The organism is Novosphingobium sp., from assembly GCF_032093395.1.
Taxonomy (GTDB): Bacteria; Pseudomonadota; Alphaproteobacteria; order Sphingomonadales; family Sphingomonadaceae; genus Novosphingobium.
The window spans coordinates 1-22,324 of the sequence record NZ_DAMDBA010000081.1; the positions used below are offsets into that span (position 1 = coordinate 1).

General features: G+C 66.8%; 24 protein-coding genes and 1 pseudogene. 11 read left to right on the top strand and 14 right to left on the bottom strand.

All coding sequences use genetic code 11. The features are described from left to right. From RT424_RS20035 to RT424_RS20060, 6 genes and pseudogenes are all read right to left on the bottom strand, one after another. Positions 1–822: pseudogene (locus tag RT424_RS20035) on the bottom strand (preprotein translocase subunit YajC); the annotation flags it as partial. Continuing rightward, entirely contained in the window at positions 819–1,862 is a 1,044-nt protein-coding gene (locus RT424_RS20040) for a capsular biosynthesis protein (RefSeq protein WP_313441842.1), read from the bottom strand. The gene RT424_RS20040 and the pseudogene RT424_RS20035, both read right to left, overlap by 4 nt. Before the next feature lie 9 nt (positions 1,863–1,871). Continuing rightward, positions 1,872–3,392, bottom strand: a complete 1,521-nt coding sequence (locus RT424_RS20045) for an XrtA system polysaccharide chain length determinant (RefSeq protein ID WP_313441844.1) — start codon at positions 3,390–3,392, stop codon at positions 1,872–1,874. Between the two features lie 26 nt (positions 3,393–3,418). After that, a complete protein-coding gene (locus RT424_RS20050) occupies positions 3,419–4,063 on the bottom strand; it encodes an XrtA/PEP-CTERM system exopolysaccharide export protein (RefSeq protein ID WP_313441846.1) in 645 nt (214 codons plus the stop codon). A 167-nt stretch (positions 4,064–4,230) separates the two neighbouring features. Then, complete coding sequence (locus RT424_RS20055; protein ID WP_313441850.1) at positions 4,231–5,457, bottom strand: pyridoxal-dependent decarboxylase, exosortase A system-associated; 1,227 nt, start codon at positions 5,455–5,457, stop codon at positions 4,231–4,233. Further along, positions 5,454–6,959 carry an acyl-CoA ligase (AMP-forming), exosortase A system-associated gene (locus RT424_RS20060; protein ID WP_313441852.1) on the bottom strand — a complete coding sequence of 502 codons (1,506 nt, stop codon included), beginning with the start codon at positions 6,957–6,959 and terminating at the stop codon, positions 5,454–5,456. Before RT424_RS20060 ends, RT424_RS20055 begins: the two co-directional genes overlap by 4 nt. A 36-nt stretch (positions 6,960–6,995) precedes the next feature. Between RT424_RS20060 and RT424_RS20065 the strand changes: the two genes are divergently transcribed. The 4 genes from RT424_RS20065 to RT424_RS20080 are packed head-to-tail and all read left to right on the top strand — an operon-like array spanning position 6,996 to position 9,805. Then, positions 6,996–8,012: a GNAT family N-acetyltransferase gene (locus RT424_RS20065; RefSeq protein ID WP_313441855.1), complete on the top strand. Its 1,017-nt coding sequence runs from the start codon at positions 6,996–6,998 to the stop codon at positions 8,010–8,012. A gap of 38 nt (positions 8,013–8,050) precedes the next feature. After that, on the top strand, positions 8,051–8,314 hold the full coding sequence (locus tag RT424_RS20070; protein ID WP_147220069.1) for a phosphopantetheine-binding protein: 264 nt from the start codon (positions 8,051–8,053) through the stop codon (positions 8,312–8,314). Positions 8,315–8,351: 37 nt separating this feature from the next. Beyond that, complete coding sequence (locus RT424_RS20075) at positions 8,352–9,029, top strand: hypothetical protein (RefSeq protein ID WP_313441860.1); 678 nt, start codon at positions 8,352–8,354, stop codon at positions 9,027–9,029. Beyond that, positions 9,026–9,805, top strand: a complete 780-nt coding sequence (locus tag RT424_RS20080) for a hydrolase 1, exosortase A system-associated (protein WP_313441862.1) — start codon at positions 9,026–9,028, stop codon at positions 9,803–9,805. Before RT424_RS20075 ends, RT424_RS20080 begins: the two co-directional genes overlap by 4 nt. A gap of 73 nt (positions 9,806–9,878) precedes the next feature. Here RT424_RS20080 and trxB read toward each other — a convergent pair whose 3' ends face one another. Next, positions 9,879–10,847, bottom strand: a complete 969-nt coding sequence (trxB, locus tag RT424_RS20085) for a thioredoxin-disulfide reductase (protein WP_313441864.1) — start codon at positions 10,845–10,847, stop codon at positions 9,879–9,881. Between the two features lie 161 nt (positions 10,848–11,008). On the opposite strand from trxB, the gene RT424_RS20090 reads away from it, so the two are divergent. Beyond that, positions 11,009–11,887: an alpha/beta hydrolase gene (locus RT424_RS20090; RefSeq protein WP_313441866.1), complete on the top strand. Its 879-nt coding sequence runs from the start codon at positions 11,009–11,011 to the stop codon at positions 11,885–11,887. A gap of 35 nt (positions 11,888–11,922) precedes the next feature. On the opposite strand, the gene RT424_RS20095 is transcribed toward RT424_RS20090, so the two are convergent. Continuing rightward, a complete protein-coding gene (locus RT424_RS20095; protein ID WP_313441868.1) occupies positions 11,923–12,129 on the bottom strand; it encodes a hypothetical protein in 207 nt (68 codons plus the stop codon). Positions 12,130–12,491: 362 nt separating this feature from the next. Here RT424_RS20095 and modA point away from each other — a divergent pair, with 362 nt between their 5' ends. From modA to RT424_RS20115, 4 genes are read left to right on the top strand one after another with little or no spacing between them, the layout of a single operon-like run. Next, positions 12,492–13,262 carry a molybdate ABC transporter substrate-binding protein gene (modA, locus tag RT424_RS20100; protein ID WP_313441870.1) on the top strand — a complete coding sequence of 257 codons (771 nt, stop codon included), beginning with the start codon at positions 12,492–12,494 and terminating at the stop codon, positions 13,260–13,262. Positions 13,263–13,275: 13 nt separating this feature from the next. After that, on the top strand, positions 13,276–13,992 hold the full coding sequence (gene modB, locus RT424_RS20105) for a molybdate ABC transporter permease subunit (protein WP_313441872.1): 717 nt from the start codon (positions 13,276–13,278) through the stop codon (positions 13,990–13,992). Beyond that, positions 13,982–14,617, top strand: coding sequence for an ATP-binding cassette domain-containing protein (locus tag RT424_RS20110; RefSeq protein WP_313441874.1), 636 nt, complete (start codon positions 13,982–13,984; stop codon positions 14,615–14,617). Before modB ends, RT424_RS20110 begins: the two co-directional genes overlap by 11 nt. 3 nt (positions 14,618–14,620) lie before the next feature. Continuing rightward, complete coding sequence (locus tag RT424_RS20115; protein ID WP_313441876.1) at positions 14,621–14,890, top strand: DUF6379 domain-containing protein; 270 nt, start codon at positions 14,621–14,623, stop codon at positions 14,888–14,890. Here the strand turns inward: RT424_RS20115 and RT424_RS20120 are convergent. Both RT424_RS20120 and RT424_RS20125 read right to left on the bottom strand, forming a co-directional pair. Further along, positions 14,850–15,857 carry an aromatic ring-hydroxylating dioxygenase subunit alpha gene (locus RT424_RS20120; RefSeq protein WP_313441878.1) on the bottom strand — a complete coding sequence of 336 codons (1,008 nt, stop codon included), beginning with the start codon at positions 15,855–15,857 and terminating at the stop codon, positions 14,850–14,852. The genes RT424_RS20115 and RT424_RS20120 overlap by 41 nt on opposite strands. A 196-nt stretch (positions 15,858–16,053) precedes the next feature. Next, a complete protein-coding gene (locus RT424_RS20125; protein ID WP_313441880.1) occupies positions 16,054–17,640 on the bottom strand; it encodes an MFS transporter in 1,587 nt (528 codons plus the stop codon). Between the two features lie 309 nt (positions 17,641–17,949). Between RT424_RS20125 and RT424_RS20130 the strand changes: the two genes are divergently transcribed. Next, complete coding sequence (locus tag RT424_RS20130; protein ID WP_313441882.1) at positions 17,950–18,429, top strand: peroxiredoxin; 480 nt, start codon at positions 17,950–17,952, stop codon at positions 18,427–18,429. 162 nt (positions 18,430–18,591) lie between these two features. Continuing rightward, positions 18,592–19,272, top strand: coding sequence for an SDR family NAD(P)-dependent oxidoreductase (locus RT424_RS20135; RefSeq protein ID WP_313441884.1), 681 nt, complete (start codon positions 18,592–18,594; stop codon positions 19,270–19,272). Positions 19,273–19,305: 33 nt separating this feature from the next. Here RT424_RS20135 and mtnP read toward each other — a convergent pair whose 3' ends face one another. From mtnP to RT424_RS20155, 4 genes are all read right to left on the bottom strand, one after another. Continuing rightward, complete coding sequence (mtnP, locus tag RT424_RS20140; protein ID WP_313441886.1) at positions 19,306–20,196, bottom strand: S-methyl-5'-thioadenosine phosphorylase; 891 nt, start codon at positions 20,194–20,196, stop codon at positions 19,306–19,308. Further along, complete coding sequence (locus RT424_RS20145; protein WP_313441888.1) at positions 20,186–20,851, bottom strand: TetR family transcriptional regulator; 666 nt, start codon at positions 20,849–20,851, stop codon at positions 20,186–20,188. The genes mtnP and RT424_RS20145 overlap by 11 nt, the downstream gene beginning before the upstream one ends. 20 nt (positions 20,852–20,871) lie before the next feature. Further along, positions 20,872–21,657: an SDR family oxidoreductase gene (locus RT424_RS20150; protein WP_313441890.1), complete on the bottom strand. Its 786-nt coding sequence runs from the start codon at positions 21,655–21,657 to the stop codon at positions 20,872–20,874. Positions 21,658–21,824: 167 nt separating this feature from the next. Continuing rightward, the gene (locus tag RT424_RS20155) at positions 21,825–22,145 is read right to left on the bottom strand and encodes a hypothetical protein (RefSeq protein ID WP_313441892.1); all 321 of its coding nucleotides are present in this window, start codon (positions 22,143–22,145) and stop codon (positions 21,825–21,827) included. Between the last annotated feature and the right edge of the window lie 179 nt (positions 22,146–22,324).

The following is a 22,324-nucleotide window of genomic DNA, read 5'->3' on the forward strand; positions in this document are numbered from 1 at the left end:
CCCCGCCTGCATGTCGCGCACGCGCTGGTCGACGTTGGAAAAGTCTCCCTGGTAGAAGCTGCCGCCGACGCCAAGACCCACCGGCGCGATCACATAGGGCGCGACGCCGGCCTGTAAGTCGGCCATCTGGGTCACGCTCTTGTCGAACAGGTCCGCCGCCGCGCCGCCGGGCGTGGCGACATAGGCGTCCGGTTGCTCCACCTTGGTGAAACCGGCGCGGTAGTTCGCGGAAAGGTCGACGTCTCCTGCGCGGGTCTTGAACGAGGGGCCGCCGTAGACGGAATAGATGTTGGTTCGGGTGCTGTCGTCCACGAAGCCGCCCGAAAGCGCTCCGCCGCCATTCTCGACGCGGGCCTGTGTGGCAAGCCCCCCGGCTTCCAGCGTGAGGCCCGGCGCGATCCCGGCATAGCCCCGCGCCACGCCGCTGATCGCGTCGCCGTCGCGCGCCTTCCGGCCCCAGCCGATATACCGTTCGTAGCGAACCGAGGCGGATACCGCGTTGTTGCGGCCGGAAATGCCCGCGTCCACGCCCGCCGCAAGCTGGGTATAAGTAAGCACGTCGTTGCCGGGGGAAAGCTGCGCGTCGACGATCTGGTCGATCTCGATATAGGGCGTCACTTCCAGGCGACGCGGTTTCCGGCCGCGTTGGCCGCGAGACGATTTGCCTTGTCCGTCCGAAGGCGACGCCGCTCCACCCGAGCCGCCGCCCGCCTGATCTCCTGCACGATCGGAATCTATGGTCTGCGCATGCGCGGACGGCGCGGCCGCGAAGGCCAGTGCCGCCAAAGTCAATGTACCCAATTTCATCTGGCGGGACTTCATCCCTTGTATCCGTAATAAGAGCCGAACCGGCGGCCGCTCGGGCTGAACTGCGCGTCGTTCAGCAGAAGTTGCACGTTGGGGCAGGCATTCAGCAGCGAGATCGCGTCTTCCAGCGCGCCCTGCCCGGTCCGGTCGGCGCGTACGATCACCACCGTCTGTCCAACGTACTTGGCAAGCTCGGCAGCGGGAGAGGCAGCCAGCGCAGGCGGCGAATCGAAGATCACCATGCGACGCGGCGCATTCTCGGTCAGCCGCTCCAAAATGCGTGGCGTGCGCGACGACGACAGGTACTCGCTGTCGTTGATCGTGGCATCGCCCGCCGGCATGACCCAGAGGCCGGGAATATCGGTGCCAAGCACGCAGGACGCGGGATCGATCGTCTCGTCCATCAACGCATCCATCAGCCCCGGCCCGCCCGGCAGCCCCAGCGCGGAAAGGATCGAAGGCTTCGCGAAGTCGGCATCGACCAGCAGGACTTCGCTTTCCTTCTCGGCGGCGATCGAAAGCGCGAGGTTCAGCGCGCAATAGGTCTTGCCCTCGCCGGGATGGGGGGAGCTGATGAGGATGCGCTGCGCGGCGGCGCCGGCGCCCTGGCGGCGCAGGTCGCCCGCCTGGACCAGAAGCTGCCGCTTCACGATGCGGAATTCCTCCAGCAGCGTGGTCACGGTGCCTTCCGGCACGATCAGGCCCTGCTCGCGCAAGTGCTCACGGTCGATCGGGTGATGCTCGCCCCTGAAGTCGACTGGCCTGAAGTCGATCGGTTCGGCAAACGGGGCCGGAGCAGCGCGCTCCGATGCGGCTTCCGGCTCCGCGCCCGGCGGAGGCGCGAAGGGAGCAGGAGTGGCAGTTGGAGCAGGCGCAACCGGCGCGGCAGCCACCTTGCGCGCGGGCTCAGGCGGTAGCGGGCCGGGGCGCGCGATCATCGCGTTGAAATCGAAGCGTCCGGCGGCGCGCTCGATCAGCGATCGGCCGCGAACCGGCGCCTCGGCCTGAGCGGTGTCGTCCTGACCCGAGAGCGATGTCTTTCTGTGCCGTGCCATCACCGTTCCTCAGGCCACCATGCCGCGCTGGATAAATTCGACCGCCAGCAGCAGCACGCAAAGGCCGCAAAGCGCCGCGCCCGCACCGAAGAAATACTTGAGCCGACGGCGGCGAAGCTGGCGGACCCCGTCCGTGACATTCTGCGAGATCGCGCCGAGCACCGGCAGGCCGGTCGCCCGCTCAAGCCCGGCAGTCGTCGCGAATACCGAGCGGACCTTGCCCAGCGCGAAAGCACCCGCGCAGCCGCCGACGATCCCGGCGATCAACACGCCTACCAGCAACATCGGACGGTTCGGCGCCACCGGCTTGCGCGGCGTCGTCGGCGGATCGACCACCTGGAACTTCACGGCCTCGCGCTCGGTCTTCACTTCACCGCGCAGGCGCAGTTCCTCGCGGTCCTGGAGGAGCTTGTCATACTGCTGGCGCAGCACGTCGTAGTCGCGATTGATGCGCTGCGCCTCGGTGGCGAGTTCCGGATCCTGGATCGCCGACGCCGTCATCGAGGCGAGGTCCGACTGCAAGGCCGCCTTGCGCGAGGTCAGCGCCTGCACATTGGCGAGCCGTTCGGCGCGAATCGACTGGAGCGAGCTATAGGCCGGGTTGGGCGTGCCGCCCCCACGGGCCGCTTCCTGCGCGGCGACCCCGCGCAGGGCCGCCACCTGATTGCGCGCGGCGATCACGTCGGGATGATTGTCGGTAAGCCCGCGCGCCTTCATGCTGGCCAGTTCGGCCTGGGCCGTGGCGAAGGCTCCGGCGGCGCCGCCCGTTGCGCCGCCCGCGACGACACGCGGCGTGCTGGCAAGCTGCCCCTCGATCGCCGCCAGCGAGCTTTGCGCGGCGGAGATGTCGGCCTCCAGATCGCGAAGCTGGGTCCGCGCGCTTTCCAGCCGCTGCGCCACTGCCGCGCCGCCAAGGGCCATCTCGGGATGCTTGGCCTCGAAAGCGGTACGGCGCTGCTCGGCAGTCTCCAGTTCCTTTTCGCGGGCGCGAAGCTGCTGGTTCACGAAAGTCAGCGTCTCGACCATGTCGCCGCGATCGCCCGAAAGGTTCTCCTCGCGGAAGATGTCGATCAGCTTCTGCGCCACCTCGCGGGCAAGCTGCGCATTCTCCGCGTCGGACATAGAGGCGTAGTTGGCCGTCGCCGTGATCTCGAACAGGTTGTCCTGCTGCGCGACCACGGAAACGTTCTTGCCAAGCCCCGCCACGGCCGCTTCCATCTGCTTGGGCGACTGGATGGTGTCTCCCAGACGGGTGCCGCGCACGACCTTTTCCAGGTTCACCGCGCTTGTCAGGGTCTGGCGGATGCGCTCGATATCGCGCTTCTTGTCGGCCACGCCGATGCCGACCTGCTCGGCCAACGCGTCGTCGAGCTGGATGAAGATGCGCGCGCGCGATTCGTAGCTGTTGGGGATCAGCGCGATCGCCAGCCAGCCCAGCAGGCAGATCGCCCAGGCGGCAGCCAGCGCGATCCAGCGCCGGTGCCAGACGCTGTGCAGGGCGGCGAGCAATTCTTCGTAGAGGCCGTTCATTGCGCCGATCCGCTCCCCTCAGATCCTCAGAACATGCTTTCCGGGATGATGATGACATCGCCCGGATTGAGCATGACGTTGGCCTTGCTCTTGCCCTTCTTCAGCAGGTCGCTGAGCCGCAGGGCATATTCGGTCTGCTTGCCGGTTGCCTTGTCGAAACGGATCAGGCGTGCCCGGTTGCCGGCGGCGTACTCGGACAGTCCGCCCACCGCGATCATCGCGTCCAGCACGGTCATGTTGGCGCGATAGGGGATCGAGGCGGGTTTCTCGGTGGCGCCGACGATGCGGATCTGCTGGCTGTAAGTGCCGGAAAAGCCATCGACGATCACTGAGACCAGCGGATCCTGGATATATTGCGAAAGCTGGAGCCTGATGTCCTCCGCCAGCATCGCGGGCGTCTTGCCCACGGCGGGCATATCGGCGATCAGCGGCGTGGTGATGCGCCCGTCGGGCCGCACCTGCACTTTCGCGCCCAGCTCGGGATTGCGCCAGACGAACACGGTCAGCTGATCGAGCGGACCGATCACGTATTCCTCGCTCGGCCCCTCCTGCATCGCCACGAACTGCGCGGGCGGCAGCTCGGGCTTGGGCGCCGCATGGGCGCAGGAGGCGAGAACCATGCTCGAGAGCACGGAGCCTGCCAGCAGTCCGGTGAAGCGGCGATGCGACATAGTCCAATCCCTTCAGCGCCCGTCGCTTCCGCCGTATGAGATTGGCGGACCGGGCAAAATCCAGCCTCGCCTATCGCTCAAAAGGGTGAACATTGCGTTAGTCGTGAAGAGGCGATTCCCGCGCAGTCCCGCGATGGGACAATCCCGCACCGAGTTGTAACGCGAACTTAAGCCAGCATTTCCAGTGCCGGACCTTGCCCCAGGAAGCTGGCCGGACTGGCCGAAGCGCCGTAAGCGCCTGCGCAGAACACCGCCACCAGATCGCCCACATCGGCGCGCGGAAAACCGCCCTTGTCGGCCAGCTTGTCCAGCGGCGTGCAAAGGCAGCCGACGATCGAGGCTTCCTCTTCCACCGGCGCGTCGAAGCGCGTGGCGATGGCGGAGGGATAGTTGCGCCGAACCACCGTGCCGAAGTTCCCCGAGGCGGCCAGCTGGTGATGAAGACCCCCGTCGGTGACGAGGAAAACCTCGCCATGGCTCTCCTTGCGGTCGATCACCCGCGCGATGTAGACGCCCGCCTCACCGACCAGATAGCGGCCCAGTTCGATGCAGAAGGCAGTATCCTGCAAGACGTCCGGCAGGTTCTCGAAGCGTGCCGCCAGGCGCTCGCCCACCAGCGGAAGATCGACCGGCGTGTCGCCCGGGAAATAGGGGATGCCCAGCCCCCCTCCCAGGTTGCAATGCGGCAGCGCCGCACCGCTTTGCAGCGTCAGCCGCGCCGCCAAGTCGAGCGCCTGCCCCTGCGTTTCCGCGATAGCCTCGGCATCCAGCGCCTGACTGCCGGCGAAGATATGAAATCCACGCCATTCCGCACCGCTGGCCACGATATGGCGGACCAGTTCGGGCACGCGCTCCGCATCGATGCCGAAGGGCTTCGCGCCGCCCCCCATCTTCATGCCCGACCCCTTGAGGTCGAAATCCGGATTGACCCGGATGGCGAGGCGCGGCGTGATTCCGAGCCTTTCAGCGATGGCGATGGCACGATAGGCCTCGGCCTCCGATTCGAGGTTGAGCGTCACGCCCGCGCGGATCGCCGCCTCCAGTTCGCGGTCGCGCTTGCCCGGCCCGGCGAAGCTGACACGCGCGGGATCGATGCCCGCTTCGCGCACGATCGCCAGTTCGCCGCCCGACGCGATGTCGAACCCGTCGACGAGGCCGTTCATCAAGGTCAGCAATGGCGGAAACGGGTTGGCCTTGACCGCATAGTGCAGCGCCAGCCGCTTGGGCATGGCGGCGCGCAGTTCCGCCACTCTGTTGCGGATGCGGCTGGATTCGTAGAGGAACAGCGGCGTATCGCCGGCCTGCTCCACCCACGCCGTCACCGGCCTGCCGCCGATCGCGAGAACGCCATCGATGGCTGTAAAACCCGCCGGAACCGGACCGAGCGGCTTCATGCTCCCAGCTCCGCAGCAAGGCCGGTGCGATCGATCTTGCCGTTCGGCCCGATCGGCATGGACGCGCGCCAGTGAATCACTTTGGGTTGCATGAAATTCGGCAGTTCCTGCATGAGTTTACGCGGCAATTCTTCCTCCGCCTCTACGATCCCGGGCGCGGCACGAACCACGAGATGGACCGCCTGCCCCAGCCGCGCATCCGCCACGCCCAACGCCACCGCTTCGACCACGAGGCCGGTGGCCAGCGCCGCCTCCTCCACCTCCTGCGGACTGATGCGGTTGCCCGCGCTCTTGATCATCGCATCCCGGCGCCCGACGAAATGGAGCAACCCGTCGCGGTCGCGCCGCACCCGGTCGCCCGACCAGACCGCCATGCCGCCATAGCGCGATCCGGCGGGCGCAGGCCGATAGCGCTCGGCCGTTCGCTCGGCGTCCTGCCAATAGCCCTGCGCGACCAGCGGACCGCAGTGAACCAGTTCGCCTTCCTCGTCATCAGCGGCGATCTCCCCTGCATCGTTAACCACCAGCACTTCGGCATGGGGTATCGCCTTGCCCATCGAGGTCGAATGCCTATCGATCAGCGCGGGGTCGAGGTAAGTCGAACGGAAAGCCTCGGTCAGGCCATACATGGCGAAGAGCCGCGCCTTGGGAAACAGTGTGCGCATCCTGCGGACGAGATCCACCGTCAGGGCGCCGCCGCTATTGGTGAGGCGGCGCAAGTTCGCAGCCACCTCAGGCGGCCAGTCCAGCTCGCAGACCTGGACCCACAGCGGCGGAACGGCGGCGAGCGTGGTGATAGCGTGGCGGTCCACCGCCTTCATCACATCGCGCGGCATCAGATAGTCCAGCGGAATGACGCAGCCGCCTGCGTACCATGTGGAAAGCAACTGGTTCTGCCCATAGTCGAACGAAAGCGGCAGCACCGCCAGCACGCGGTCATCCGGCGCGAGGCCGAGATAGTCCGCAACGCTTTCCGCCCCCAGCCACATGTTCGCATGGCTGAGCATCACCCCCTTGGGGCGCCCGGTGGAGCCGCTGGTGTAGAGAATCGCGGCCAGTTCCTCGGGATCGGCCTGCGAGGGTGGCATCTCTCCACCAAGCGCTTCCGCGTCGGCCAGCGCGGCGCCTTCGTCGATCCGGCGACATGCCGGAGGCACGTCCCCTTCTTGCAGCGAGGCCAGCCGCGAGGGCGTGCCGATCAGCAGAACCGCGCCGCTATCGGCCAGGATATGCGCGACTTGCGCATGCTTGAGCAAGGGATTGACCGGCACATGCACCAGCCCCGCGCGCGCAGCGGCCAGCGGCAGCAGGCAGGTCAGTTCGCCCTTGGCCGCCCACGACGCCACCCGCGCGCCCTTTTCCGGCACCGCGTGTGCGAGCCAGGCCGCAAGACGGGAGACACGCGATCTTAAAACCTTGTAGTCCAGCACTTCTCCGCGCAGCACGAGCGCCTCGGCCGAATCCTCTCCGCGCAAGGCGAGATGGTCGAGCGGCAGGATCATGGCGAGGGAGGCTCCGCAAAGGGGGTTCGAAGGAACGTGACGAGGATCGATTATCACCGCGATCTTAAGCAAGTGCAATCGGATGGCCAGCTAGCGGCGTGGCTTTCCGAGAGCAACCAGCGCGCGCCTTTCGACCGGCTGGCGTGGTTCGAGGGGCTGGCCGGGCATTGCGGGCTGGCGCCACTGATCGCCGTGGCGCGCGAGGGGGGCGATATGGCGGTGCTGCCGCTGCAGGACGGTCGCGGCCATTTGCATGCCTTGTCGAATTGGTACACCTTCCGGTACCGCCCCCTTGCCTCCGGGTCCGACGCCCTGCTTCGCGCGCTTGCCGAAGACTTGGCCGGGAAAGCCCGCCGCGTGACGCTTTCCGGCGTTCCGGACGAGGATCTCAGCGCCAAGCGGCTGGAAACCGCCTTTCGCGCGGCCGGATGGCGGGTCCGGCGCACGACCTGCGATACGAACCACATCCTGCCCGTCAGCGGTCGCAGCTACGCAGAGTACCTCGCTTCGCGTCCCGGCAAGCTGCGCACCACGTTGAAACGCAAGGCGGGCAAACTGGAGACCCGCGTGCTCGACCGTTTCGACGAGGATGTCTGGCACGCCTACGAAACGATCTATTCCGAAAGCTGGAAACCGGAGGAAGGCAGCCCCGCGTTCCTGCGCGCCTTTGCCGAAGCGGAAGGCGCCGCCGGGCGGCTTCGGCTGGGAATTGCCCTGGCCGAGGGCAAGCCCGTGGCCGCGCAGATGTGGACCGTGGAGCACGGCACCGCCTGGATCCACAAGCTGGCGCACCGAGAGGCGGCAAGGCCGCTCTCCCCTGGCTCCGTGCTGAGCGCGGCGCTGTTTCGCCATGTCATCGATGTGGACAAGGTCGGACTGGTCGATTTCGGCACCGGCGACGATTCCTACAAGCGCGACTGGATGGAAATTGTGCGACCGCGATACAGGCTGGACATGATCCGGCCCTGGTCGCCCCGGAACTGGCCGCTGCTCGCGCGCGATGCCCTGCGCAAGGGCGCACAATATCTTGCCGCGACTGCGAAGCCCGGCTAGAGGCGCGGAGGTTGTGAAAATGCCCGAAGAGAGGGGCCATGCAAGACGATACCGACCTGCTGCTGCGCCGCATCCTGACGGACGTGCTGGGCCTCAAGCAGGGTCAGGCCGAGACGTTCGATGCCGATACCGGCCTGTTCGGGCACCTGCCCGAGCTGGATTCGATGGCCGTCGCCGGCCTGCTGACCGAGCTGGAAGACCGGCTGGACATTATCATCGAGGACGACGAGATCGACGGCGAGATGCTGGAGACCTTCGGCGGCCTGCTCGAATTCGCGAAAGCCAAACGCGCGCCCGCGTGAGTCTTCAAGGTGTGATCGGGTCGGCGGGGATCAGAACATGACCCCGGCGACTTGGCCGCTACCCGGTGAAGACGCGGGCGAGGAAATGGCGCTCCTCTCCAGAGACGTGCGCGATGCCGCGCGCCCATGCCGGCTGCTGATCGTCCCCGCCCTCTTCGACGAGGGCAATCGTCTGCGCCGTTTCACCGTCGAGGTGATGCGGCGGCTCGACCGGGCGGGTATCGACAGTGTCCTGCCCGATCTTCCCGGCACGAACGAAAGCCTGCACCCGCTGGAAACACAGGACGCGCGCCTGTGGGGCGAGGCCATGGCGGCGGCCGCGCACCGGTTCGCGGCAACGCATGTCTTGGGCCTGCGCGGCGGCTGTCTGTTCACGCCCGACCTTCCCACCTTCCATTATGCGCCGCTGAAGGGCGCGCAAATCCTGCGCGGAATGCTTCGCGCCCGGATGCTCGCCAGCCGCGAGGCCGGGCTTGAGGAAAGCCGGGAAGCGCTGACGGAGCGGGCGCGGTCAGAGGGAATAGTGCTGGCCGGATACCCGCTCGGCAGCGGCCTGTTTCGCGATCTCGAAAACCGCGAACCTAGCCCCGTCGCGCATATCATTCCGCAGGACCGAATCGGAGGCAGCGGCCTCTGGCTTCGCGCCGAGCCGGACGAGGACGCGGCGCAGGCCGATGCTCTTGCGGCAGTGCTGGTAGGGGCGATGCGCGCATGACGCGGCGGCATTTCGTCTTTTCCTGCGAAGGCGCACAACTCGTCGCCACGCTGGACGACGCGCCCGGCGACGTCGCCCTCCTGCTGGTCTCCGGCGGGAACGAGACACGCGCCGGCGCCTGGAACGGACAGGCCCGTCTGGCCGCCCTTGTGGCTAACGCAGGGTTCCCCGTCCTGCGCTTCGACCGGCGCGGGGTGGGCGACAGCGAGGGCGAAAACCACGGCTTCCGTTCGAGCGGACCGGATATCCGCGCCGCTCTCTCAGCCCTGCGCAAGGAATGCCCGCAGGTCCGCCGCGTCGTCGGCTTCGGAAATTGCGATGCCGCCAGCGCGCTGATGCTGGCCGAAGGGGTCGGATTGTATGCGCTGGTGCTGTCCAATCCCTGGACCATCGAAGGCGGTGCCCAAGACGCGCCGGCCGAAGTCGTGCGCGACCATTATCGTCGCCGACTGGCCGATCCGGCAGCCATCAAGCGCCTGCTTACCGGCAAAGTCGCGATCGGCGGGCTGGTCCGCAGCCTGCTTGCCGCGATGCGACCTGCTCCGGCCGAACCGGCAGGTCTGGCACGGGAGATCGCCCAGGGCTTGGCCGCGTTTTCAGGCGAGGTGCGTTTGCTCGTTGCCGAGCGGGACCGGACGGGGCAGGCCTTCCTGGCGAACTGGAACAAGGCGGATGCACGGCTGCAACGCTGCGCGAACGCCACCCACAGTTACGTGGAACCCGAAGCCCAGGATTGGCTGCTGGCGCAAATCCTGGGCCTATTGAACAAGGCGTAATTCCTTCGTCCGCGCAACGCGGACATTTCGCGGGTCCGGGGATTCAGCCCCCGGAATCCCTTTCCTCCGGCAGTCAGGCCTCGACCTTGGCCGCCTCGGCGAAGTCACGGTGGGCGAGGTAACGCTCGGCATCGAGCGCCGCCATGCAGCCGGTGCCCGCCGCGGTGATCGCCTGGCGATAGACGTGGTCCATCACGTCTCCGCAGGCGAAGACGCCGGGAATGGCGGTCTTGGGCGTGCCGGGCTCGACCAGCAGATAGCCGGTCTCATCCATGGCGAGCTTGCCCTTGAACAGTTCGGTGGCGGGCGCATGCCCGATGGCCACGAAGGCCCCGTCGGTAAGGATTTCGCTCTGCTCGCCGGTCTTGGTGTCGATCAGCGCGAGCGCGCGGAGGCCGCCGTCCTCGCCTTCCATGAAGCGCTCCACCCGCTTGTCCCAAACGACATTGATCTTTGGATTGGCGAAGAGGCGGTCCTGGAGGATCTTCTCGGCGCGCAGGCTGTCGCGACGGTGGATCAGGGTCACTTCGTCGGAATGGTTGGTGAGGTACAGCGCTTCCTCGACGGCCGTGTTGCCGCCGCCGATCACCACGACCTTCTTGCCGCGATAGAAGAACCCGTCGCAAGTGGCGCAGGCCGAGACGCCCTTGCCCGAGAGTTCCTGTTCGCCCGGAACTCCCAGCCACTGCGCCTGCGCGCCGGTGGCGATCACCAGGGTGTCACCCTCATAGATGTCGCCCGAATCGCTGGTGGCGGTGAACACCGGGCCGGTCAGATCGACCGAGGTGATGATGTCGTACATCATGCGGGTGCCCACGTGGACGGCCTGGGCCTCCATCTCCTGCATCAGCCAGGGGCCCTGGATGACCTCGCGGAAGCCCGGATAGTTCTCCACGTCGGTGGTGATGGTCAGCTGGCCGCCGGGCTGAAGACCCTGCACCACGATCGGCTCCATCCCGGCGCGCGCGCCGTAGATCGCGGCCGAAAGGCCCGCGGGGCCGGAGCCGATGATGAGCATGCGGGTCTTGTGCGTCGTCGCCATGTGTACCTCCGGCGTGAATCTGTCGAATATCGTTGGGGCGCGAGATAGGGCCAAGCACCCCGGTTTGCCAAGCGGTGCGCGGCATAAGGAATTACTTGATCCCCGCAAATCCCGACTAGGCAGCCATTGACCTGCGCTCTGCGGCGGATCACGGTTCCGTCATGAAAAGCCAGCTCGGACCGACCTCGAACCGTTTCATCTCCCAGCGCCTGCGGCTCAACTATGTCGACTGGGGCAATCCGGATGCCCCGCCGCTGATCCTCCAGCACGGAGGCCGCGATCATTGCCGCAGCTGGGATTGGGTGGCCGAGGAACTGCGTCATGACTGGCATGTGATCTGCCCGGACCTGCGCGGCCACGGCGATTCCGAATGGTCGCCCGAGGGGCACTACGGCATGGACGCCTTCCTCTACGATTTCGCACAGCTCATCCACACGCTGGGGCATGAGCAAGTGACGATCGTGGCGCACTCGCTGGGCGGCAACATCGCGACCCGCTTCACCGGGCTGTTCCCGGAGAAAGTGGCGAAGTTCGTCAATATCGAGGGGCTCGGCCCGCCCCCGCACATCCGCCGCCAGATGGAAGAACGCGGCGTGGGCGATCGGCTGAGGCAGTGGGTGGAAGACAAGCGCCGCGCCGCCGGCCGCGCGCCGCGCAAATACGCGACGCGCAAGGACGCTTACCAGCGCATGAAGGAGGAAAACTCGTTCCTGACCGAGGAACAGGCCCGCCACCTCACCATCCATGGCGCCAGCCGGAACGAAGACGGCACCTGGAGCTGGAAGTTCGACAACTACGTCAACGTCTGGTCCGCTTCCGACCTGCCGACAGCGGACATCGTCGCACTGTGGGAGGCGATCACCTGCCCGATGCTGATGCTCTGGGGCAAGAACAGCTTCGCGCAAAGCCCGGCGGAAGACGGCCGCATCGGTTATTTCTCAACCGCCCGCCTGATCGAGTACGAGAACGCCGGACACTGGCTCCATCACGATCAGTTCGATCGCTTCATGGACGACGTGAAGGCCTTTCTGGGCAGTTGACGGGCACCGCCGAAAGGTGGTGCCGACATGCTGCGTCAGGTCAGCAGGAAATATCCCAGTCCCATCCAGCAGCAGGCGCAGAGCGCGACGGCGATCATCAGACCGCGCGCGTCATGCTCCGGATTGCCGAGCCTGCCGCTTTGCGCAGCATAGACGAGATTTGAACTGATACCGTGACGCAGCCCGGCGAAGCCTTCTCCGCGACGTTCGAAAAGCATGATACCTTCGTCAACGACGTTCATTCACAACATCCCCTTTTGCGCGGCCCATATCCGTTCGCCTTTTGGCGTCACGTCGCCGGCGTTACCGCCGAGCCTTCCCGCAGAATCGGGATGCTAACACCTTCCTCCCGCCTTGCCCATAGCCTAGGGTGTGTGGGGATTCAGCTCATGCGGGCCTGCGAACGGCGGCCTTTCGCGCTTCCGGTGCTCACGTACTGGAAGTACGCTGCGCTCCGGGTCACGAAAGTCCCCCATTCTCGGCTCCACCTGAACTGAATCCCCACACACACTCGTGCCGGCGTCGGTTCGGCCGCACAACGCCTTGCAAAGCTTCGGCCAGGCCATATACGATCGGATACAATGATCCTCCGGAGACGTCCCCCATGCGCCGGCTGCTTGCCTTCGTAACATCGCTGATCCTGGCTTTCGCGGCCTTGGTCCAGCCTGCCGCCGCGCAGCAATCCGGCCCGCTGGTACTGGCCGCCGCAAGTCTTCAGGAATCGATGAACGCCGCTGCCGATGCCTGGGCAGCCAAGGGCCACCCGCGCCCCAGGATCTCCTTCGCCGGATCTTCCGCTCTCGCCCGACAGATCGAAGCAGGCGCCCCGGCGGACATCTTCGTCTCGGCCGACGAACCGTGGATGGACGAGGTGCAGTCGAAGGGCCTGCTTCGTGCGAAAACCCGCGTGTCGTTCCTGACCAACAGCCTCGTGCTGATTACCCCGGCGAACAAGCCCGTTCGCCTGAAGATCGCGCCCGGCTTTCGCCTTGCCGCCGCGCTGGGCCCGAACCGGCTTGCCGTTGCCGACCCCAACGCCGTGCCGGCCGGGGTCTACGCCAGGCAGGCGCTGACGCAGCTGAAAGTCTGGCCTTCGGTGCAGGGCAAGCTCGCCCCGGCCGAGAACGTGCGGGCCGCCCTCGCCCTCGTCAGCCGCGGTGCCGCGCCGCTGGGCGTGGTCTACCTGACAGACGCCCGCGCCGAGCCCGGCGTGCGGGTGGTCGATACCTTCCCCGCCGCGTCGCACGATCCGATCAGCTACCCGGTGGCCGTGCTCGCCGCCTCGCGCCACAAGGACGCCGAAGGATTCCGCCGCTTCCTGATTTCCGCGCAGGGCAAGGCCGTGTTCCGCCGCTTCGGCTTCGGCACGCGCTGATCGACCACCGGCCATGACGGGGCTCACCCTGGAGGAGTGGCAGGTGTTGGTCCTGTCGCTAAAGGTCAGCGGCGTGGCCATGGCCGCCGCGCTGCCGGTCGCCTTCGCTCTTGCCTGGATGCTGGCGCGCTGGCGCTTTCCCGGCAAAGTGCTGCTCGATGCGCTCGTCCACCTGCCGCTGGTATTGCCACCTGTCGTCACCGGCTGGCTCCTGCTGATCGCCTTCGGCACCAATGGACCGCTGGGCCGGTTCCTGGCGGACTGGCTGGGGCTCACCTTCATCTTCCGCTGGACCGGCGCCGCGCTGGCCGCCGCCGTCATGGCGCTGCCGCTGATGGTTCGCGCCATGCGTCTCTCCATCGAGGCCGTGGATCGCCGCCTTGAGAGCGCCGCCCGCTCCCTGGGCGCGGGACGCCGGCGGACTTTCATCACCGTTACCCTTCCGCTGGCGATGCCGGGCGTGCTGGCAGGGCTCGTCCTCGGCCTTGCCCGCTCGATCGGCGAGTTCGGCGCGACCATCACGTTCGCCTCCAATATCCCCGGCGAAACGCAGACCCTGCCGCTGGCGATCTACAGCGCGCTCCAGATACCGGGTTCAGAATGGCAGGTGACGCGCCTCGCCGTGCTGTCGATCCTGGTTTCGGTCGCGGCGCTGGTCGCTTCCGAATGGCTCGCTCGGCGCAGCCAGCACGGCCGCAGCGGGCCGGGAAGCGCGCACCATGCCCTTTGACGTCGCCATTTCATTGAGGCGTGGCAAGCTCCGGCTCGACTATGCCTTCCAGACCGAAAGGGGCGGGTTGACCGCGCTGTTCGGCCCGTCGGGCGCGGGCAAGACCTCGCTCCTGGATGCCATCGCCGGCCTGTCGCGGCCCAGCGAGGGCCATATTCACGTCGAAGGCACCGTGCTGTTCGACAAGGCGCGCCGCATCGACCTTCGCCCCGAACAGCGCCGCTGCGGCTACGTGTTCCAGGACTTGCGCCTGTTCCCGCACAAATCCGTGCGCGATAACCTGCTCTACGGCTGGAACCTAGCCCGTGCCGAACAGCGCTGGATGGACCTCGACACCGCGCTCGGCTTCCTCGGCATCGGCCATCTGCTGGACCGTAAACCCGCCACGCTCTCGGGAGGCGAGGCGCAGCGCGTGGCGATCGGTCGCGCCCTGCTTTCCGGCCCGCGCTTCCTGCTGATGGACGAGCCGCTAGCTTCCCTCGATGCGGACCGGCGCGAGGACATCCTCTCCGTGATCGAGCGCATCCGCGACGAACTGGCGCTGCCGATCCTCTATGTCAGCCACGACCGCGCTGAAGTGGACCGGCTGGCCGACCGCGTCATCGTCATCGCACCGCAAGGCTGACGCGTGCGCTTCGACGAAGGCCAAGGCGCTACCGGCGGGCCGCTGACGCTCGACGAGATGGAAACCGCCCACGACCGGCGCTGGCCTTTCCGCGCACCCGCCACGCTCCTGGTCGAGCGCGAAGGCGGCTTCCCCGAAGGCGAGCATGCGCTTGTGCTGCTCCAGCAGCTCCGCGTGTCGTACCTGCCCTGTCGAGGAAGGGCGGCGCGCGCGGGCACGCCGCCCTTTTTCCTCAGGCTGCCGCTTTGGCTTCGGCCCGGCGAAGCTGCATGAGGCGACGTCGCGCGCGGATGGCTCCGGCATCGGTTTCGAGGATTGCGGGCCGGGCCTCCCAGAAATCCTCTTGGCCGAGGGCCGCCTGCGCCGCCTCGATCATCGGCTCATCCTCCTCGACGAAGACCTGCCGCGCGAGCGCCTCGGCTTCGGGCGTCGCCTCGTGGTCGTAGAAGTAGTGGCTGCTCGTTCGCGTTTCCGGCGTGATGATATGCGGGTTGACCATCTGGGGCACCACCATTTCCGCCCGCCCGGTGCCTGCCCTCGAAAGGCCGACCGTCAGCGCCATGGAGGCAGGCGCGTGCCAGCGCATGTGCAGCCACTGGTCCACCCGATCCCCTTCGCGCAGCATCGGCGCAGCCCACATCGGCGGCATGACGGACTCCATGTCCCAGTTGTTCCAGATCGCGCCGCTCTCGTCGGTGGTGACCGAGTGCCTGCCGGAGAAGATCGAGCCGTTTACGCCGAAGCTGGTCACATGCAGGAATTCGGCATGGGTAAGGTCCATGAGGTTGTCCGTCACCAGTTCGTAATGCCCCTGGATGACGAGGCGGCTGCGCTGCATGCTTTCGCGCTCGACGAAGGCGAAGTCGGGGATCAGCGCCGGGTCGGCACGTTCGGGATCGCCCGGCCAGAACCACAGGCCGCAATGGCGATGGACCACCGGCACCGTCCGCGCGCGGACATGCGCGGGTGCCGGCGCGGGGAAGGGATTGTGCACGCAGGCGCCGGTCCGATCGAAACCAAGCCCGTGATAGGCGCAGTGGATCACGTCGCCTTCCAGTCGCCCCATGCTCAACGGCACGAAGCGATGGGGGCAGCGGTCCGCCATCATGGCATATGTCCCGTCGGACAGGCTGGCGATCAGCCACGTCTCGTCCAGCAGCCTGCGGGACAACATGCCGCCTTCGGGGACTTCATGGTCCCAGGCGGCCAGATACCAGAGATTGCGCACATAGTCGGACATCGTCTTCTCCCGGTCATGCTCGGGAGCGGCGCGCGATTCATGAATATGCTACGCCGCCGCCCCCGAAAGGGTCGTCCCGAAGGACAAAGCGGCCCGCAGCATGAAAGCACGGCAGGATCATGCCGCGCCCACTTCCCAAGCGGAGAAACTCCGCTACCAGGCTCGGATCAAGCTCTAAATAGAACCGTCATTACAGTCAAGCATCCTGCTCGGGGAAGAGTGGCGCGGGCAACCGGAAGGCAAGCACGAGACAGATCAGCATCAGTCCCTCGATCGCCGCGATGGCCGGGAACACGGCACCCGCATCGCCTGTCGCGGCACCGGCGAAGAAGGCCGTCCCCACCACCGCGATGCCCAGCGCCATGCCCAGTTCCTGCACCGTCTTGATCAGCCCGCTCGCCGCGCCCGCGTGGCTGCGATCCACGCGCGCCAGTATCACCGGGGTCAAGGGCCCGCTGGTCATGCCCATGCCCGTTCCTGCCAGCGCCAGGCAGGGCAGCGCCCACCAGAACGACACCCCGGTCTGGATCCAGGCCAGCGTCCCCCCGGCGAACAGCGCCATCAACACGATCCCGCCGACGAGCACCCATTTGCCGTGGCTCGTCACCAGCTTGCGCCCCAGGAAGGCGATGCCCAGCATCACCCCGGCACTGAAGGGAATATGCAGCAGCCCGGTTTCCAAGGGCGAGAAGCCGAGCAGCTTCTGCGCACCGAACGCGAAGACGAACAGGAATCCGCCCGTCGCCGCGCCGAAGGCCAGCGCGATGGCCAAGCCCAGCGGGAATTGCCGCTGCCGGAAGAGTTCGGGCGAAAACAGCGCCGGCGCTCCCGCCTCCGCGCGCTGGCAGGTCCGCCGCCAGGCCAGCGCCAGCAGGACCGGAGCGGCCAGCAGCAGGGCGATGTGCCAAGGCTGCCAACCCAGGTCATGCCCGCGCACCAGCGGATAGAGCAACGCGGCCATCGATGCGGCGAACAGCAGGGTTCCCCCGCCGTCTATCCCCCGCGCCGAAGGCGAGCGCGTCGCGGGCAGCAAGCGCCAGGCCACTATCACTGCCGCCACGCCCACCGGCACATTGATCAGGAACACGCTGCGCCAGCCGAGATCGAACGGGTTCGCATGGATCAGCACGCCGCCGATGATCGGTCCGCAGATGGCCGACAGCCCCCCGATCACGCCCACCCACGCCAGTTTCGCCACGCGCTCCAGCGGTTCGAACAACACCTGGATCAGCGCCATGACCTGCGGCGCCATCATCGCGCCCGCCCCGCCTTGCAGAACGCGCGCGGCAATCAACTGGTCCGGCGTGCCCGAGAGGCCGCAGAGCAGAGAGGCGAACGTGAAGCCCGCCACCCCGCCGATGAACAGGCGTTTGTAGCCGAAGGCGTCGCCCAGCCGCCCACCCAGCATCAGCAGCAGCGCGAAGGCCAGCGAATAGCCGGCCGCCACCCACTGCGCCTGCGCCGCCGCCGCGCCGAAATCGCGCTCGATCACCGGCAGCGCGGTATTGACGATGGTGACGTCCACGATCTCGAGGACCAGCGCCACCATCAGCGTCAGGTAGGCAAGCGACTTCTGGCGCTGGGTCAGCTCCGCGACCGTCCGCAAGGCGAGTGCGGTCAAATCACGCCTTCCTTCAGCATCGAGACCGCTGTCGCACAGGCCCTTGCGGTAAGCGCCATGTAAGTGAGTGATGTCGCCCAGACCGGTGCCCTGGTTCTGTGGAGCGGCATCTTCCGCGACTTGCGGCGAAGCCTGCGCGTCGGCGGCCATAGGAACGGCCATTGCGAACGTCGAAAGGAGCACGAATGCAAGTCACATCAATCTCTCCCATGTCGGCGCCACCTTGCGAAAGCTCGCCTTTATAAAACAAGACTGTTTATTCTAGTTATGTTGGGAATCGGTAACCGTCAAGCCGTTAGAGCGGCGGCTCGCGGCGGGGTACATCGATTGGGTTCCCGGAGGCGTCATTGCTGCGCAACGCATTGTCGTGCCGCCGAAAACCGTCGAAAAGGCGCTTGCGACATTGCCGCGGCGGCCGGGCGCTCTATATCTGCAGCCTACGCAATGCACGCGCATGAAAAGGATTGAACCATGACCATCGCCGTTGGTGACAAGCTTCCCGACATCAAGCTGATCAAGGTCGGCGCGGACGGCCCCGAGCCGGTTCAGAGCGCCGAATACTTCGCGGGCCGCAAGGTCGCGCTGTTCTCGGTTCCGGGCGCCTTCACGCCCACCTGCTCGGCCAAGCACCTCCCCGGCTTCGTCGACAAGGCCGCCGAACTCAAGGCCAAGGGCGTCGACGAAATCGCCTGCACCGCCGTCAACGATGCCTTCGTCATGGGCGCCTGGGGCAAGGCTTCCGGCTCAAGCGACGTCACCATGCTGTCGGACGGCAACGGCGACTTCGTGAAGGCGCTGGACCTGGTGATGGACGGCACCGGCTTCGGCATGGGTCATCGCGGCAAGCGGTTTTCCATGGTCGTGAACGATGGCGTGGTCGAACAGATCAACGTCGAAGCACCCGGCGCGTTCGAAGTCAGCTCCGCCGATCACATGCTCGGCCAGCTCTGAGAACATCCCTTCGCAAGGGTTTCGAGAGGCGGTTTCCCGTGAGGGAGGCCGCCTTTTTCATGCTCCCGACATCGACGGGGCGTTGGCTGCCGGTTGGCGGCACGCCATGCCTTGCGGCGCTCGGACCCGGCCGTTAGCGTCCCGCCAAAGCGAGGAGTTATCATGGCACGTTCGGTAATCGTCACCGGTGGTTTCGGCATTCTCGGCACGGCCGTGGCCGCCGCCTTCGCCAAGGCAGGGGACAAGGTCGCCCGCATCGACTACGCGGCTGCGGCAAAGGCCCCGCTCACGGGCGCGCTCGACATCGGCGGTGTCGATCTCACCGACGAGGCCGCAACCCGCGCCGCGCTCGACCGGGTTGCGGCGGAACATGACGGCATCGACGTGCTGGTCAATGTTGCGGGCGGCTTCACCTGGGAGACGCTGGAAAGTGGCTCGCTGGCCAGCTGGGCGCGCATGCAGGCGATGAACCTGACCACAGCGGCAACGATCACCCAGCTCGCCCTGCCCCGGCTCAAGCAGTCCGCCGCCGGCCGCATCGTCAACATCGGCGCGGGCGCGGCGATCAAGGCGGGCATGGGCATGGGCGCCTATGCGGCCTCGAAGTCCGGCGTCCATCGCCTGACCGAGGCTCTCGCGGAGGAACTCGCCGGCACCGGCGTTACCGTCAATGCCGTGCTGCCGAGCATCATCGATACGCCCACAAACCGCGCCGACATGCCGGACGCCGACTTCTCGACCTGGGTTCAGCCCCAGGCGATCGCGGACGTCATCGGCTTCCTCGCCTCGGACGCGGCGCGCGCGGTTACCGGGGCGTTGATCCCGGTCACGCGCGGCGGCTGAGCCGGCGGATACCGAACTGGCTGATACAGGGGCTCAGCCGCGCTCGCCGAACAGGCGGCAGGCCACCGCATCGAGCCGCGCGACCAGGGCCGGGTCGCGCGCTTCGGGCGCGGTGATGAGTGCATGGTCCAGCGCCCGATCGATCGGGCTGGGCGCGCGCTCCGCCGGAAGGTTCGCCGCCAGGTGCCGCAAGGCATCGCGCGCGACGCGGGCATTGGCATGCATGACTTCGAGGACATGGCTCACTTCCACGCCAGCCTCTTCCTCGCGCCAGCAATCGTAATCGGTGACCATGCCGAGCATGGCATAGGGAAGCTCGGCTTCGCGTGCCAAGCGCGCTTCGGGCATGCCGGTCATGCCGATCACATCCGCTCCCCAGGCCCGGTACATGCGACTCTCGGCGCGGGTGGAGAACTGCGGCCCTTCCATCGCCAGGTAGCAGCCGGCGCCATGCACCGTGGCTCCGGCCGCTTCCGCTGCCGCGCCGACCATCCCCGAAAGGCGCGGACACACCGGATCGGCCAGGCTGACATGGGCCACCAGTCCGGTGCCGAAGAAGCTGCCCGCGCGGCCCTGCGTGCGGTCGATGAACTGATCCACCATGACCATCTGGCCCGGCGCCATCTCTTCGCGCAGCGAGCCGATGGCCGAAAGCGCCACCAGGTCCGTCACCCCGCAGCGCTTCAGCACGTCGATATTGGCGCGGTAGTTCACAGCCGAAGGTGGAAGCGCGTGCCCAGCCCCATGCCGGGCGAGAAAGGTGAAGCGCACGCCGCCGAGCCAGCCGGTCCTTACCGGGCCGGAGGGCGCGCCGAACGGACTGGAGACGGCGATCTCCTGCGCCTCTTCCAGTTCTATGCCCGCGGCCAGACCCGAACCGCCGATAACGCCGATGTGCCAGAAGCTGCTTTTTTCAGCGCGCAAGAATACCTGCCATGATGATGTCGATCGTATGCTCGCGATAGCGGTCGCGCAGTTCCTCGGTCAATGTGTCCTGGTCGAAGCAGTGCTTCAGCACCAGCCGCGCCGAGAAGAACCGGTCCACCGCGCCGGTCACGGTGAAGTAGAACAGCTGCGGATCGATCTCGCGGAACACCCCTGCCCGCACGCCGTTGCCGATCAGCTGCTCATAGGCGCGGTAGATGGGCGAGAGATAGCTGTCGGCGATGCGCCGCGCCTCCGCATCGTCGCTCTCCCGTACCATGCGCATGGTCAGGCGGTTGAGGTAGGGCACTTCGTAAAAGGTATCGACGACTTTCCAGAGGTGGCGCCGCAGCTTCGCCTCGGGCGACCAGCCGTCCTTTTCGACCAGCGCATCCACGCTGGTGACGATGGCCTGCCAGTCGCGGTCGAGCAACGCCTTCAGCAGGCCCGCCTTGTTGCCGAAGTAGTATTTCACCAGCGCGGAATTGAGCCCGGAACGGAGCGACAGTTCCGACAGCGAGATATCGATCACATCGCCGTCGCGCATGATGGCGCTGGCCGTTTCCAGCAGTTGCGCCCGCGCGCCCGGCGGAGCGCCCGCCGGGCTCCCCGCTACCGGTATGCCGTTCCCGGCCGAAGGATTGCCTTGCGCCATGGTGTTTCCGGCCGCGAACCCTACTTCGGCCCCATGCGGATCGCACCGTCGAGCCGAACGGATTCGCCATTGAGGTAGTCATGCTCCAGCATGAACAGGGCCAGATCGGCATACTCTTCAGGCTTGCCGAGACGCTTGGGGAACGGCACCGCTGCCGCCAGCGCATCCTGCACCTGCTGCGGCATGCCCGCCATCATCGGCGTTTCGAAAATGCCCGGCAGGATCGTATTGACGCGGATGCCCTCGCCCATCAGGTCGCGCGCCAGCGGCAGGGTCATGGCCAGGACGCCGCCCTTGGAGGCAGCGTAGGCCGCCTGACCGATCTGCCCATCCTGCGCCGCCACCGATGCGGTATTGACGATGGCGCCGCGCTGGCCCGCCGCGTCCAGCGGATCGAGCGTTGCCATTCCCGCGGCCGCCCTGCTGACGCAGCGGAAAGTGCCGACGAGATTGATGGCGATCGCCTTTTCGAACAGCCCCATGTCGTGCGCACGCGGCGCGCCGGTCTCGCGGTTGCGGCCGACGGTCTTGGCGGCCGGAGCGATCCCTGCGCAGTTCACCAAAATGCGTTCCTGGCCGTGCGCCGCGCGGGCTTTCGCGAAGCCCGCATCGACACTGGCATCGTCGGTAACGTTGACTTCGCAGAACACGCCGCCGATCTCGGCCGCCACGGCTTCGCCCGCCTCCACGTTCAGGTCGAACACCGCGACCTTCACGCCCTGCGCCGCCAAAGCGCGCGCAGTGGCCGCGCCAAGCCCCGAAGCCGCGCCGGTGACGACTGCGGCAAGGCTGCTGTCCAGTTTCATGCGATTCCCCTTCCTGCTCGCGAGAAAGCCGACCGGGCGGCAGCCCAGCCAGTCTGCACGGTGATTTAATCAACCGGTTAAGCAGCTCAGGCGAGCAGGTCAATCGCGCAGAGTGAAATCACGCCCCGGCGTCGTCGACGAACCGAGCTTTCCCGGAAGGGCGGGAATCAGCCGACCGGATCCATGCCGCGCTGGATCTGCGAGCGCTCGATATTGGAGCGATCGCCACGACGTTGTTCGGCCCACTCGCTCTTGGTCATGCAGATCTTCTTGGCGCGCAGGCGCGAACCGATCTCCGTCACCCGCTCGCAGATGATCGGGTCGGTCTTGTCGATCTCGCTCTTGGCGATATCGGCCTTGCCGGGGGCAGCCGGCGCAACGGGCGCCGTTTGCGGCGCGGGATCGCCAGCCAGAACGGGAGCGGCCAGAACGGGGGTAACCGCCAGAACGCCGACACCCACGCCCAGGACGGCGGCGAGTTTCGTCATGATGTGCATCGTGCAAACTCCGTGGCACGGGATTATCGTTTTCGTGCCGAAAGACTAGATGGAACGAAGGTAAATCGGGACGGATCGCAGTTCAAGTACGCGCGATATCGAAGGCGATCGTCAGCCGCTCACCCGCCGCGAAGGGCCGCGTTCCATGCCACATCCACGAGGGAAACAGC